This is a genomic window from Pseudomonas sp. MS646, from assembly GCF_036693845.1.
In the GTDB taxonomy this organism is placed as follows: Bacteria; Pseudomonadota; Gammaproteobacteria; order Pseudomonadales; family Pseudomonadaceae; genus Aquipseudomonas; species Aquipseudomonas chlororaphis_E.
Window position 1 is genome coordinate 2,654,714 of sequence record NZ_CP144763.1, and the last position, 14,236, is coordinate 2,668,949.

A 14,236-nucleotide genomic window follows, 5' to 3' on the forward strand; every position below is an offset into this window, starting at 1 on the left:
GCGGTTTGTCGACTACAATGTCGTTCGTGGCATCACCGAATGCCTACTGAGCCAACGTTACAAGGATTAGAACGCATGGTGGCAGTCTCCCCGGGCAATTGCGCAATCAATGTCGTTACACGTTCCAGGGCGCCAGCGAGCCTGGATGAAATCTCCCTTGCCATAGGGCTGCACTGACCCATGACGCCACGACTCAACCCCCTGGCGTTGGCCGTGATGGCCCTGTACGCCTGCACCGCGCACGCCGCTGACGCCCAGGGCCCGACGTTTTCAGTGAGCAGCTTCGGCACGGTGGGGATGGTTCACTCCAACGAGAAAAACGCCGACTACACCTCCAGCATCTACAAGCCCAATGGTGCCGGGCACACCCGCGACTGGAGCGCCGATGTCGACAGCTTGATCGGGGCCCAACTGACCGCCCGTTTCAACCCGCAGCTTTCTGCGGTGGTGCAGGTCATTTCGGAGCAACGTTACGACAACAGTTACCGGCCCTCCCTGGAGTGGGCGAACTTCAAGTACCAGGTCACGCCGGATTTCAGCCTGCGCATCGGTCGCACGGTGCAGCCGGCCTTCCTGTTTTCCGACACTCGCAAGGTCGGCTACACGCTCCCCTGGGTACGGCCGCCGGGCGAGGTCTACAGCATGATCCCTGTGACCAGCACCGACGGCATGGACCTCAGCTACCGGCTGCACGTGGGCGATGTTGCCAACACGGTGCAGGGCAACGTGGGCCAGAGCACGGTGAAGATGCCCCACGGCACGGGTGAAACCCGCGCCCGGGAATCGTGGGGCGTTTCCAACCTGACCGAATACGGCGCCTTGACCACGCGCATCACCTTCCAGCAGACGCATTTGACCTACGAGCCCTTCAACCCGCTGTTCGATGATTTCCGGCAGTTCGGCGCGCAGGGCAACGACATTGCCGACCGCTATGACACCAAAGGCAAGCATTTCAACTTCGTCGGCGTGGGCGCCATCTACGATCCAGGCGACTGGTTCATCATGGGCGAATGGGGGCATTTCAAAAGCCACGCGGCGTTTGGCGAGATGAGCGCCTGGTACGTCAGCAGCGGCTACAGGATCAATGCGTTCACACCCTATATCACCTATGCACGTTCCAAGACCCTGAGCGAAACGTCCACCGAGGGGCTGGACACCTCGAACCTGCCGCCTGAACTCGTGGGGCCGGCGGGTGAGCTCAACGGCGCGCTCAACGGCATCCTCGGCTCAGGTAGCCGCCAGCAGACCCTGTCCCTGGGCGTGCGCTGGGACTTCACCAAGAACATGGACGCCAAGCTGCAGTACGACCACACACGCCTTGGCAGCACCGCCACTGGACCGTTGACCAATTTCCAGCCGGACTTCGAGCCCGGTGGCTCGTTCAGCCTGCTCAGCGTCGCCGTGGATTTCGTGTTCTGATGGGCCCGATCATGCGCTTTCTCAAGCACACGGGGTGTGCGGTGGCAGGCGTCGTATTGTCCGCTGGCAGCACGCTGGCGATGGCCGAGGTGGTGGTGGTCGTTGCCAGTGCCAGCCCGGTGAAGACGCTGGCGGGCAGCCAGGTGGCGAATATCTTCCTGGGCAAGACCAATCGTTTTCCCGATGGCGGGCAGGCCGTTCCCATTGATTTGCCCGAGGGCTCGGCGATTCGCGACGAGTTTTACACCCGCTTCACCGGCAAGTCCGCCGCCCAGCTCAAGGCGCACTGGTCGAAGATCATTTTTACCGGTCGGGGCCAACCGCCGCAAACCCTTGGCAGCAGCGCGGAGGTGAAGAAGTACCTGGCCAGCCATCCCGACAGTGTCGGCTACATCGATGCGCGAGACGTGGACGACAGCGTCCGGGTGCTGCCGGCGGATCCGCCGTGAGGGCTAGGGGTGAGGCGCTTGCGCTTGCAGCAAGGCCTGGAACTGGTCGGCGGGCATCGGCTTGTTGAAGTAGAACCCCTGGAATTCATCGCAGGCGTTGTCCCGCAGGAAGTCGGCTTGCTCCTTGGTTTCCACGCCCTGGGCCACCACCGTCAGGCTGAGGCTGCGACCCATGGTGATGATGGCCTCGGTCAAGGCCCGGTCCTCCGATACCTGGGCCACGTCCCGGATGAACGAGCGGTCGATCTTGATGGCGTCGAGCGGGAACTGCTGCAGGGCCGAGAGCGATGAGTAGCCGACGCCGAAATCGTCGATGGCGATGCGCACGTTCAGTTGCTTGAGCCCGGTCAGGACCTGGAGGGCAGCCTTGACGTCCTGCATCAGCAGGCTCTCGGCGATCTCCAGTTCCAGCAGGTTGGCGTCCATGCCGGTCTCGGCCAGGACAGTGACAAGGTCGCTCAGCAGCGCGTCGTCGAAGAACTGCCGGGCCGTCAGGTTCACGGCCACGCACAACCGCGCCAGTCCCTGTTGTTGCCAGGCGACATTTTGCAGGCAAGCCGTCCGCAGCACCCATTGACCGATGGACACGATCAGGCCCGTCTCTTCGGCCACCGGAATGAACTGCATGGGCGCCACCAGGCCAAGGTCGGGGTGTTCCCAGCGCAACAGCGCTTCCATGCCGGTGATCTGCCCGCTGCGGATGTCGCGCTTGGCCTGGTAGTGAAGCCTGAACTCATCCCGTTCCAAGGCATGGCGCAAGCCCAGTTCGAGGGTTTGCCGCTCCAGTGATTCGGCGTTCAAGCGCTCGGAGTAGAACTGGAAGGTGTTTTTGCCCTGCTGCTTGGCCTGGTACATGGCGATGTCGGCGTTTTTCTTCAGGGTCTGTTCGTCCTGGCCGTCGCGGTCGTACAGGCTGATGCCAATGCTGGCGGTCACGCGAAACTCTTGCCCTTGCAGGTTGAAGGGCCTGGCAATCGCCCCGAGGATTTTCTGGGCGGTGGCCCCTACGTACTGTTCATCCGACAGCTGCGGCAGCAGGATCACGAATTCGTCGCCGCCCAGGCGGGCGACGATGTCGCTTTCGCGCAGACAGGTCTTGAGACGGTGGGCGACTTCTTGCAGCAACTGGTCGCCGGCATCGTGGCCGAGGGTGTCGTTGATCAGTTTGAAGCGGTCGAGGTCGAGGAACAGTACGGCCATCTGGCGTCGATAACGGCTGGCTTCGCGAATGTTCTGCACCAGCAGTTTGCTGAACAGGCTGCGGTTCGGCAGCGCGGTGAGGCCGTCGTGGTAGGCCAGGTATTCGACGCGTTCGGCGTAGGCGACCTTGGCTTCGGCAGCCTGCAGACGGCTTTGCGCCAATTGCCAGCTCATCCGGCTGAGCAGGCCCGCCAGGCAGATCAGCAGCAGGCTGGCTGCGGTGGCTCGATGCAAATAGACCTGGGCCTGGCGGGTCACGGCAAGCAGTTGTTCCTCTTCGGACAGCCCGACGATCACCGCCAGGGGAACGTCGTAGAGCTGGCGGGCACTGGTGTAGCGGCGCACGCCGTCCCAATGGTTGACCAGCAGCAGCGCCTGGGTGTCCTCGGTGTCTGGCACCAGCGCTGCGTAGTCGACCGTATCGCCCGCCAGCAGGGTATCGCCGGTGCGCCGGACCCGGAACACCCCGTCGGTGCCCAGCAGCCCGAGTACCCCTTGGACGCCAAGTTTCGAGGGGTCATAGCTGCTGACGAAGTAGGCCGCATCCACCTCGACGCGGGCCATCCCCGAGAGCGTGCCCTGCGGCCCATCGAGGCGCCGGCTGAAGCGCAATCGCCATTCTCCGGTGCGCGGGTCTTTCCAGGGACGGCTGACCAGCAGCGTGTCGTTGTGCCGTAGCGTGCGCAGTTCTTGCGGGTCATTGCCATGGCTGGTGTCGTTGGCGCGGGTGCTGGCGACCAGTTGGGCGTCGGCGTCGACCACGCTCACGTCGAACAACAGGGCCGGCGGCAACAGCGCTCGCTCCCTGAGCCCGGTGAGTGGGTTGTGCTCGCCTTGCGCCTCGTAGGCGTACTTGACGAGCTTGAGGGTCTGGTCGATTTCACGCACCGCGCGCAGCATCTGAGCCTCATAGGTAGCGCTGATTTCCAGGCTCAATGTCGCGGCGTTGCGCTGGGCGCGGGTTTGTTCGACCTGGATGAGATAGAGGGTGGCGGACCAGAGGGCGATCAGCAGGAGCAGCGCCAGCAGCGGCAGCAGGACGTAGGCTTCCCTTATGCGGTCGAGGCCATGTCGAAAGAGCCGGGCTGGGGGACGGGGCGATGCATCGGTGGCGACACCGCGAGCCTGCCTCAGTCCACTCGTCCGTTGGATCGACATGATGTGCTCCGTGCGTTGTACCGGCATTCCAGGTTAGCGGACATCCGCCGGGGAAGAGACGGATGGCCGAAGCTCCCGATTGCGTCCATGCGAAAAGGTGTATCAACGGGTTCGCTGGAAACTATAGACCAAAAAATGCCCTTGGCCTGTGCCGTGCCACGTGGTGGCGACGGCGTCGGGGCCATCGCCAGTCCCGGCTCAGCGTCGTCCGGTGCGGGTGCTCACGTCGACCCACACCGCCAGCACCAGGATGCTGCCCTTGACGATCATCTGCCAGTAACTGTCGACGTCGAGCATCGACATGCCGTTGTCCAGGCTGGTGATGACCAGCGCGCCGAGGAGGGCGCCGTAGACCGTGCCGGAGCCGCCGCGCATCGAAGTGCCACCGATGAAGCAGGCGGCGATGGCATCGAGCTCGCCCATGTTGCCGGCCGAGGGCGAACCCGCTGCCAGGCGCGCGGTGTTGACCACGCCGGCCAGGGCGCACATCACCCCCATGATGCCGAAGATCCACAGTTTCACCGCTTGCACGTTGATACCCGACAGGCGCGTGGCTTCCATGTTGCTGCCCACCGAATACACCCGCCGGCCAAACACGGTCTGGCTGGTGACGTAGCTGAACACGCCGAGCAGCACCAGCAAAAGCAGCACCGGCACCGGGATGCCGTCGTAGCTGTTGAGGGTGTAGACGAAGCCGGCCAGCACCGCGCCGATCAGCACCACCCGCAGCACGTCGCGTACCAACGAGTGCGCCGCCAGGCCATGCAAAGCTCGATTGCGCCGCTGTTTCCAGGTCAGGAACAGGGTCAGGGCGAACAGCACCACGCCCAGCCCGGTGCCCACGGCGTGCGGCAGATAGCCCTGGCCGACGTAGACCAGCTCCGGCGACACCGGGGCGATGGTGGTCCCGCCGGTGACCCCCAGCAGGATCCCGCGAAAGGCAAGCATGCCGCCCAGGCCGACGATGAACGAGGGGATGCGCAGGTAGGCGGTCATGTAGCCGTTGCCCAGGCCGATCACCAGGCCACACAGGGCGACCAGGCTCAGGTTCGCCAGCAGCGGGATGTGATAGACCACATCAAGGATCGCCGCGAGCCCACCCAGCAGCCCCAGCAAGGACCCCACCGACAGGTCGATCTCGCCGCTGATGATCACCAGCACCATGCCGCAGGCCAGGATCCCGGTGATGGACATTTGCCGCAGCAGGTTGGAAAGGTTGCGCGGGGTCAGGAAGCCGCCCTCGGTCTGCCAGCTGAAGAACAGCCAGATCATCGCCACGGCGATCACCAGCGCGAGCATTTTGTAGCGGGAGAACAGTTGTTTGACCTGATTCATCTACGCGGACTTCCGATCATTATTGTGATGGCCATCGGGGTGGCTGAGCGCGGCGGCGAGCACCTGTTCCTGGGTCAGTTCGTGGTTGATGAAGTCGCCGCGCAACTGGCCTTCGCCGATCACCAGCACCCGGTCGGACACCCCCAGCACCTCGGCCAGTTCCGAGGAGACCATGATGATCGACACGCCGTCGGCCGCCAGCGCGCCCATCAGCTTGTAGATCTCATACTTGGCGCCGACGTCCACCCCGCGGGTCGGTTCATCGAGGATCAACACCCGGGGCTGGGCCAGGAGCATTTTCGCCAGCACGGCTTTTTGCTGGTTGCCGCCCGACAGGCTGGTGATTGGCAGGAACGGGCTCGCGGTCTTGAGGTGCATGCGCGCGATTTCCTTGTCGATGCTGCCCAGCTCGGCCTCGGCATCGATGCGGGTCAGGCGTGAATAAGTGTCCAGCACGGCCAGGGTGATGTTCTGGCCCACGCCCAGGTCCGGGATGATGCCCTGGCGCTTGCGGTCTTCGGGGACCATGCACAGGCCGGCGCGGATCGCCTTGAGCGGGGTGCGCGTATCGATCGGCTGGCCGTCGAGCCAGACTTCGCCTTCGTGGCGGCCGGGGTAGGCGCCGAACAGCGCCGACACCAGCTCCGTGCGGCCGGCGCCGACCAGCCCGGCGATGCCGAGGATTTCCCCACGCTTGAGCACGAACGAGATGTCGTCGACCCGTTTGCGCCTGGGGTTGTCGATGTCGTAGCAGGTGATGTGGCGCGCCTCGAAGATCACCTCGCCCACCTCATGGGGTTCGGTGGGGTAGAGGTTGCTCATTTCTCGCCCGACCATCTGGGTGATGATCTTCGGGATGTCCATGTCGGCCATGGCGGTCGTGGCGATGTGCTTGCCGTCGCGGATCACCGAAATCGTGTCGCACACGGCGGCCACTTCGTCGAGCTTGTGGGAGATGTACACGCAGGCGACGCCCTTGGCCTTGAGGTCGCGGATGATGTCCAGCAGCACCTCGATTTCCGAGCGGGTCAGGGCCGAGGAGGGCTCGTCGAGGATCAGCAGGCGCGCCTGCTTGTTCAGGGCCTTGGCGATTTCCACCAGTTGCTGGTAGCCGCCGCCGTACTGGGACACCGGCAGCGAGACGTTCATGTCCGGCACCTTGAGCTCCCGCATCAGGGCTTCGGCGCGATGGATCATGGCCGGGTAATTCATGCGCCCGCCGGGCAGGGTCAGCTCGTGGCCCATGAAGATGTTTTCGGCCACCGACAGGTCGGGGACCAGGGTCAGCTCCTGGTGGATGATGACGATCCCGGCGGCTTCGGTGTCGCTGATCGATTGCGCCTTGAGCGGCTGGCCGTCCCAGAGGATTTCGCCCTCCCAGGTGCCATGGGGGTAGACCGCCGACAGGACTTTCATCAGCGTGGATTTGCCCGCGCCGTTCTCGCCGCACAGGCCGACGCACTCACCGGGCCGGACCTTGATATCGATGCCGTTCAGGGCCTTGACACCGTCAAAGGTCTTGACGATGCCGTTCATTTGCAGCAGGTAATCGGACATGGCAAGGACTCGTGGAGAAGGACTTACGCATAAGCGGGCGCCGCCGAGGGCCACACTCACCCTCATGCCAGACCTTGTGGGAGCGGGCTTGCTCGCGAAGGCGGTCGAGCAGTTGATAATGACGGTGCGTCATATATCGCTTTCGCGGGCAAGCCCGCTCCCACAGGTCTCTACAAGGTGGTGCTCAACTCATTGCCCGGCGATCTGCGCCTTGGTGTAGAAGCCGTCCTTTTCCAGCAGGTCGATGTTGTCCTTGGTCAGCGGGGTCGGGGTGAGCAGGATGGTGTCGACCTTCTTGCTGCCGTTGTCGTACTGCGAGCTGTAGGTGGGTTTCTCGTTGCGTGCCAGTTGCACCGAGAGCTTGGCGGCTTCGGTGGCGATCAGCTTCAGGGGCTTGTAGACGGTCATGGTCTGGGTGCCGTCGATCACCCGCTTGACCGCCGCCAGGTCGGCGTCCTGGCCCGAGATCGGCACCTTGCCGGCCATTTTCTGGGCCGCGAGGGCCTGGATCGCACCGCCTGCGGTGGCGTCGTTGGAGGCGACGATGGCGTCGATCTTGTTGCTGTTGCGGGTCAGGGCGTTCTCGACGATGCTCAGGGCTTCGGTGGGGTTCCATTCCTTCACCCATTGCTGGCCGACGATCTTGATGTCGCCCTTGTCGATGGCCGGTTGCAGCACTTTCATCTGGCCTTCACGCAGCACCTTGGCGTTGTTGTCCGTCGGGGCGCCGCCGAGCAGGAAGTAATTACCCTTGGGCGCCGCTTGCAACACGCCGCTGGCCTGCATTTCGCCGACCTTTTCGTTATCGAAGGAAATGTAGGCGTCGATGTCGGCGTTGAGGATCAGCCGGTCGTAGGACACCACCTTGATTCCGGCCTTCTTGGCTTCGGCGACGGCGTTGGTCAGCACGGTGGCGTTAAATGGCACGATGACAATCACGTCGACGCCCCGGGAGATGAGGTTCTCGATCTGCGAGATCTGCTTCTGCTCGTTGGCGTCGGCCGACTGGACGAAGACCTTGGCCTCGAGTTTTTCCGCTGCCGCGACGAAGTAGTCGCGGTCCCGCGACCAGCGTTCCAGGCGCAGGTCATCGATGGAGAAGCCAATTTTCGGGTGCGCGGCGTCGGCCATGACCGGGAGCGAGAGCAGGGCGAGGGCGCCGGCGAGCAACGTGCGTTTGAATGTTTTCATGGTAGTGCGTCCTTTTATTGTTGTTTGAAAGACACGTCCTGACGATGAGCGGGATGCCGGTAAGACTGTAGAGCGTTGCGCGGCGGTGTGGGCACAGATTTGTCGCGCGAATGTCACAGGCTCGCAGGCTCCCGGTGCAGTCCTGGGTCAGGGGTAGATGAACCGGTTGACCACGTTCTCGAGCATCTCCTGTCGGCCACTGACCGCTTGGGGGTTCAACGCGTTGTCGAAGGCATGTTCAGCCAGCGCCGCGAGGCTGTAGTCGCCCGCCAGCACTGCCTGGCCGAACGGCTGCTGCCAGCCGGCGTAGCGTTGGTCCTTGAACCGTTGCAACTGATCGTCCTGGACCATGGCGGCCGCGCGCTCCAGGGCCAGGGCCAGGACATCCATGGCGGCGACATGGCCGTGGAACAGATCGACATCGTCCACGCTCTGGCGACGAACCTTGGAGTCGAAGTTGAATCCACCGTGGGTGAACCCTCCGGCCTTGAGGATTTCATAAGTGGCCAGGGTCATTTCCTCGACGCTGTTGGGGAACTGGTCGGTGTCCCAGCCGTTTTGCGGATCGCCCCGGTTGGCGTCGATGCTGCCGAAGATCCCCAGCGACGTCGCGGTGGCGATCTCGTGGTGGAAGCTGTGCCCGGCCAGGGTCGCGTGGTTGGCCTCGATGTTGACCTTGATCTCGCGCTCCAGGCCGAACTGCTGGAGGAAGCCGAACACTGTGGCGGTGTCGTAATCGTATTGGTGTTTGGTCGGCTCCTGGGGCTTGGGTTCGATGAGCAGGTCGCCCTTGAAGCCGATCTTGTGCTTGTGCTCGACCACCATGCGCATGAACCGACCCAGTTGCTCGCGCTCGCGCTTGAGGTCGGTATTGAGCAGGGTTTCGTAGCCCTCGCGGCCACCCCACAACACGTAGTTGGCGCCTTTGAGCCGCAGGGTCGCGTTCATGGCACTGAACACCTGGGCGGCGGCGCAGGCGAAGACTTCCGGGTCCGGGTTGCTTGCCGCGCCGGCGGCAAAGCGCGAGTTGCTGAAGCAGTTGGCGGTGCCCCACAGCAATCGGATGCCGGTCTGTTCCTGATGGCGTTCCAGGTGATCGACCATCTGCGCGAAATGGTTGCGATACTCGCGCAGCGAGCTGCCCTCGGGGGCGACATCGGTGTCGTGGAAGCAGTAGTAATCGATGCCCAGTTTGCTGAAGAACTCGAAGGCCGCTTCAGCCTTGCCGATGGCCAGTTCCATGGGGTCGCCGGCGTGCTGCCAGGGGCGCTTGAACGTGCCGGCACCGAACACGTCGGACCCCGGCCAGACGAACGAATGCCAGTAGCAGACCGCCATGCGCAGGTGGTCGCGCATGGGCTTGCCGAGGATGAGCTTGTCGGCGTCGTAGTGGCGGAAGGCGAGGGGTGCGCCGCTGGCGGCACCCTCGAAGCGAATCTTGTCGACACCGGGGAAGTACGGCATGGCTGTGTCCTTTTTATTCTTGGCGGTGTCTCGATACTAGCGCCGGACCTGAGGCTGCTGATTATGAAAATCACCAACGGGCAGTTCGATTTTGTATTGAGCTTGGGCGCGAGCAAGCCTAGTCTCTGTTTGAAAAGTCTTGAGACGAAGGTCAGGCAAGGCGAAAACCGGCGAGGAACGGTCGGGGTCGCGCTCGACTTTACTGGAGTAAATGAGCATTCCGAGCCGGTTTTCAACGCAGCATGAACGAGTATCAAGGCTTTTCAGACAGAGACTGGTCTGTGTCCATCGGCCAAGGGTTCAAACAATGAAAACCGTCCCGCCCGTTCACCGCATCGCCCTGTTGTTCAACGGCAGCAAGATCTACGACCGTGGGATCATCAGCGGCATCGGCAATTACCTGAGCAGCACCCGCGCTTCGTGGGACCTGTTCCTCGAAGAGGATTTCCTCTGTCGCCTCAAGGGCATCGAGCGCTGGCAGGGCGACGGCATCATTGCCGATTTCGACGACCCGCTGATCGGCGAGGCGCTGGCGGGGATCAAGCTGCCCGTGGTGGCAGTGGGCGGTTCCTACCAGGATGCGCGGGCCTACCCGAAGGGCATCCCTTACGTCGCCACCGACAACGACGCGTTGATGACGCTGGCCTATGAGCACTTGATCGAGGCCGGCCTGACGCGCTTCGCCTGTTTCAGCCTGCCCGAGGCACAGGCCAATCGTTGGGCCCAGGAGCGGGAAAAAGCCTTTCGCCACCTGGTGCAGCGCGACGGCCTGCCCGCCGAGATCTACCGCGGCATGGGCACCAGCGCGCCGCTCTGGGACAGCGCCGTCGAACAGCAGATCGCCTGGCTGCAAAGCCTGCCCAAACCCATCGGCATCATTGCCGTCAGCGATGCCCGCGCCCGCCAACTGTTGCAAGCCTGCCTGACCGCCGGAATCGCCGTCCCGGAGCAGGTGGCGTTGATCGGCATCGACAACGATCCGCTGACCCGCAGCCTGACGCGGGTGCCACTGAGTTCGGTGATCCAGGGCACCGAAACCATGGGCCGGACCGCGGCGCGCCTGCTGCACCAGATGCTCCACGGCATGCCGTCCACGGGCACGCAGATCCTGGTTCCGCCGGATGCGATCAATGTGCAGGTCTCCAGCCTGCACCAGCCGCTGGGCAATCCCTACGTCATGCAGGCGCTGCTGTTCATCCGCCAATACGCCTGCCAGGGCATCAAGACCGCCCAGGTGGCGGCGTATGTCGGCGTGTCGCGTTCATCCCTGGAATCGCATTTTCGCAAGGTGCGCGGGTGCAGCGTTCACGACGAGATCCTGCGCTTCAAGCTGGCTGCGGCCGCCAATGGACTGGAAAACACCGATGCGCCGATTGCCGACATTGCCCAGCGTTGCGGCTTCAAATCGGCGCAGTACCTGCACACCGTGTTCCGGCGTGAGTTCGGCTGTACGCCTCGGGAGTATCAGCAGGCACAAGCGGTGGAGTGACTGTAGCGCCGCCTTCTCGCCACCTCTGTATCCCTGTGTATCCAGCCCCCACTGCGATACGGACTGTTGCTTTAGCGTCCGTTGGTGACACATCCGCGATACCCATGGGGCCTTAAATGGCCTGCGTCGGGACGGCCGTTGCCGTCCCTCTGGGCATCAAAAGGAGATTCACCATGCTTGCAGCCCCGCTCGTTTTTACCTGGCAGCGTTACCTGGTTTCAGCCGGCGCGGCCAGTGCGCTCGGTCTTGCCGTGCTCGCCGCCAGCGCCGAGGCCTCGGCCGCACAGGACCCCACCGCCAGCGCCGCGCAGGCCGGGTCGCAAGCCATTCGCCCGTACCGCATTCACGTCGATGACGCCAAGTTGACCGAGCTGCGCCAGCGCATCGCCGCCACGCGCTGGCCGGACAAGGAAACCGTCAGCGACACCTCCCAGGGTGTGCAGCTGGCCCAGGTGCAGGCGTTGGTCAAGTATTGGGGCGACGGCTACGACTGGCGCAAGGCAGAGGCCCGACTCAACGCCTTGCCGGAGTTCGTCACCACCATCGATGGTGTCGACATTCAGTTCATCCACGTGCGTTCGCGCCACCCCAACGCGATGCCGCTGATCCTCACCCACGGCTGGCCGGGTTCGCAATTCGAATTCCTCAAGACGATCGGCCCGTTGACCGACCCGACTGCCTACGGTGGTCGCGCCGAGGATGCCTTCGACGTGGTGATCCCTTCGATTCCCGGCCATGGTTTTTCCGGCAAGCCGACCGAACTGGGCTGGGGCCCCGACCGAGTGGCGAAAGCCTGGGACGTGTTGATGAAGCGGTTGGGCTACAGCCATTACGTGTCCCAGGGCGGCGATCACGGTTCTGTGATCTCCGATGCCCTGGGGCGCCTGGCGCCACCCGGACTGCTGGGGATCCACTTGAACATGCCAGCGACCGTGCCGCCGGAGCTGGTGAAACCGATCAACAGCGGCGATCCGGCCCCGGCCGGGCTCACCGAACCGGAACGCACGGCCTACCGCTCGCTGAGCACGTTCTTCGGCCGCAATGCCGCCTACGGCGCAATGATGGTAACCCGGCCGCAGACTATCGGTTACCTGCTGGCCGATTCGCCCACCGGTACGGCGGCCTGGATGTACGAGAAATTCGCGGCCTGGACCGACAGCGACGGCCAGCCTGAGCGCGTACTCAGCCGCGATGAAATGCTCGACGACATCAGCTTGTACTGGCTGACCGACTCCGGTGCCTCGTCCTCCCGTTTCTATTGGGAGAACAACAACAATAACTTCAGCGCCGCCGCGCAGAAAACCACGAACATCAAGGTCCCGGTGGCGATCAGCGTGTTCCCGCAGGAGATCTACCGCGCGCCGAAGACCTGGGCCCAGCGTGCCTATCCATCGCTGTCCTACTTCAGCGAGGTCGGCAAGGGGGGGCACTTCGCTGCCTGGGAGCAGCCGCAATTGTTCAGCGAAGAGTTGCGCGAAGCGTTCCGGCCGTTACGTGCCGCGACGAAGTAACCGTTCGGCACACAGGAGAGCAACGATGAAACTCAAGCATCTGGCGATGTCCGCCGCCGTGGCCGCCGCGACATGGGGCACGGCTGGCCTGGTCCTGGGCGATGACGGGGGCGGCGAGGTTTCGCCGATCTATGGGGTGAAACTTCCCGAGGGCTATCGCCAATGGGCCCTGATCGCCCCGGCCCAGGAAGCCACGCCGCTGAACGAACTTCGAGCCGTGGTGGGCAATGGTCTGGCGATGAAGGCCTATCAGGATTCAACCCTGCCGTTCCCCGACGGCACGGTGCTGGTGAAGCTGGCCTGGAAGCACGTCCAGTCGCCGGAGTTCGAGCCGGCCTCGATCCCCGGTGCGGCCACTACCGTCCAGGTGATGGTCAAGGACTCGCAGAGATACGCGTCGACCGGCGGCTGGGGATTCGGTCGCTTTATCAACGGCAAGCCCGCCGATGAGGCACAGCACCAGACCTGCTTCGCCTGCCATCAGGCCCGGGTCCAGAACCACGATTTGGTCTTCACGCGATTCGCGCCCTAAGTGATAGTGCAATGCCGCCCAACACAACGATGGAGACCGTCAACAAGCGGATCGACATGGGTTCATCCAGCAGCCATACGCCGCCCAGCGAGGCGAGGATGGGCACGCCGAGCTGCAGCGTTGCGGCGTGTTGTGCGCTGATTTTCTTGACCGTGCCATACCAGAGCGCGTAGCCGCAGCCAGAGGCCAGGATGCCGGAAGCCAGCGCATAAAGCACGCCGGGCACGCTCAGGCGCGGGTGGCTGCCAAGGAGCATGATCGGGCCGAGCACACACAGCATTGCCAGGGTTCTGGCAAAGTTGCCGGCGGTGTCTGCGAGTGGGTTGGCGCAGCCTTTGCCGAGCAGTGAGTAGGCTCCCCAGGCCATTCCCGAGACCGCCATGAGCAGGGCGCTGCCCATGGGTGGGGTGTCGGCGCCCGGTAGTAAAAGGACCAGCAGGCCGCAGAAGGCCAAGGACATGCCGATCAGCGCTTTTTTCTGAACCGGCTCGCCCTGTTTCCAGGCGCAGGCGAACATCGTCAGCTGCACGGCTCCGAACAGGATCAAGGCGCCTACGCCCGCACCGAGTCGGACGTAGGCAATGGAGAATAAGTAAGCATAGAGAAACAGCGCCAGACCGGCCCGCCAACTGCCGCCCATGGCAGGCCGAGGCTGGCGCGACCGAATCAGGCACAGCAGGAACACAGCACCGCTGAGCAGGCGGATCGCGGTGAATGACGCAGGGTCGATTTGATCCTGCATCAGCGCTTGCCGGCAAAAAATGGAATTGGCCGCAAAGGCCACCAGGCACACCATCGCTTGGAAGACCCAGCCGGGAAAACGACGTTCGCGTTGGCCGATGGGGGTGATCGTTGTCATCGGCAGAAGGCTCCGTTTGATAGAAAAACTTTCGCATTGCCGCCGAGATGGCTTTGATGGCCGGCTCTTTGG

At 63.5% G+C, this 14,236-nt stretch carries 12 protein-coding genes; 6 read left to right on the top strand and 6 right to left on the bottom strand.

Annotated elements, in window-relative coordinates:
- Nucleotides 1-180: 180 nt before the first annotated feature.
- Together V3H56_RS11710 and V3H56_RS11715 are read left to right on the top strand one after the other, a co-directional pair.
- Nucleotides 181-1,419: a porin gene (locus V3H56_RS11710; protein WP_338474669.1), complete on the top strand. Its 1,239-nt coding sequence runs from the start codon at nt 181-183 to the stop codon at nt 1,417-1,419.
- Nucleotides 1,419-1,868, top strand: a complete 450-nt coding sequence (locus V3H56_RS11715) for a phosphate ABC transporter substrate-binding protein (RefSeq protein ID WP_259697609.1) — start codon at nt 1,419-1,421, stop codon at nt 1,866-1,868. Before V3H56_RS11710 ends, V3H56_RS11715 begins: the two co-directional genes overlap by 1 nt.
- Before the next feature lie 3 nt (nt 1,869-1,871).
- Here V3H56_RS11715 and V3H56_RS11720 read toward each other — a convergent pair whose 3' ends face one another.
- From V3H56_RS11720 to xylA, 5 genes are all read right to left on the bottom strand, one after another.
- A complete protein-coding gene (locus V3H56_RS11720) occupies nt 1,872-4,226 on the bottom strand; it encodes an EAL domain-containing protein (protein WP_338474670.1) in 2,355 nt (784 codons plus the stop codon).
- A 198-nt stretch (nt 4,227-4,424) separates the two neighbouring features.
- Nucleotides 4,425-5,561 carry a sugar ABC transporter permease gene (locus tag V3H56_RS11725; protein WP_042730150.1) on the bottom strand — a complete coding sequence of 379 codons (1,137 nt, stop codon included), beginning with the start codon at nt 5,559-5,561 and terminating at the stop codon, nt 4,425-4,427.
- Complete coding sequence (gene xylG / locus V3H56_RS11730) at nt 5,562-7,118, bottom strand: D-xylose ABC transporter ATP-binding protein (RefSeq protein ID WP_042730151.1); 1,557 nt, start codon at nt 7,116-7,118, stop codon at nt 5,562-5,564. It abuts the gene before it with no gap.
- A 189-nt stretch (nt 7,119-7,307) separates the two neighbouring features.
- Entirely contained in the window at nt 7,308-8,309 is a 1,002-nt protein-coding gene (gene xylF / locus V3H56_RS11735; RefSeq protein ID WP_042730152.1) for a D-xylose ABC transporter substrate-binding protein, read from the bottom strand.
- A gap of 147 nt (nt 8,310-8,456) precedes the next feature.
- The gene (gene xylA / locus V3H56_RS11740; protein ID WP_338474671.1) at nt 8,457-9,773 is read right to left on the bottom strand and encodes a xylose isomerase; all 1,317 of its coding nucleotides are present in this window, start codon (nt 9,771-9,773) and stop codon (nt 8,457-8,459) included.
- 63 nt (nt 9,774-9,836) lie between these two features.
- Between xylA and V3H56_RS11745 the strand changes: the two genes are divergently transcribed.
- The 4 genes from V3H56_RS11745 to V3H56_RS11760 all read left to right on the top strand — a co-directional run bounded on the left by V3H56_RS11745 (nt 9,837) and on the right by V3H56_RS11760 (nt 13,305).
- A complete protein-coding gene (locus V3H56_RS11745) occupies nt 9,837-10,019 on the top strand; it encodes a hypothetical protein (RefSeq protein ID WP_338474672.1) in 183 nt (60 codons plus the stop codon).
- Between the two features lie 61 nt (nt 10,020-10,080).
- Nucleotides 10,081-11,262 (top strand): XylR family transcriptional regulator, encoded by a 1,182-nt coding sequence (locus V3H56_RS11750; protein WP_338474673.1) that lies wholly within the window; start codon nt 10,081-10,083, stop codon nt 11,260-11,262.
- 173 nt (nt 11,263-11,435) lie between these two features.
- Nucleotides 11,436-12,773, top strand: a complete 1,338-nt coding sequence (locus V3H56_RS11755) for an epoxide hydrolase family protein (RefSeq protein WP_338474674.1) — start codon at nt 11,436-11,438, stop codon at nt 12,771-12,773.
- Between the two features lie 25 nt (nt 12,774-12,798).
- Nucleotides 12,799-13,305 (top strand): cytochrome P460 family protein, encoded by a 507-nt coding sequence (locus V3H56_RS11760; protein ID WP_338474675.1) that lies wholly within the window; start codon nt 12,799-12,801, stop codon nt 13,303-13,305.
- On the opposite strand, the gene V3H56_RS11765 is transcribed toward V3H56_RS11760, so the two are convergent.
- Nucleotides 13,286-14,164, bottom strand: a complete 879-nt coding sequence (locus tag V3H56_RS11765) for a DMT family transporter (RefSeq protein WP_338474676.1) — start codon at nt 14,162-14,164, stop codon at nt 13,286-13,288. The genes V3H56_RS11760 and V3H56_RS11765 overlap by 20 nt on opposite strands.
- Between the last annotated feature and the right edge of the window lie 72 nt (nt 14,165-14,236).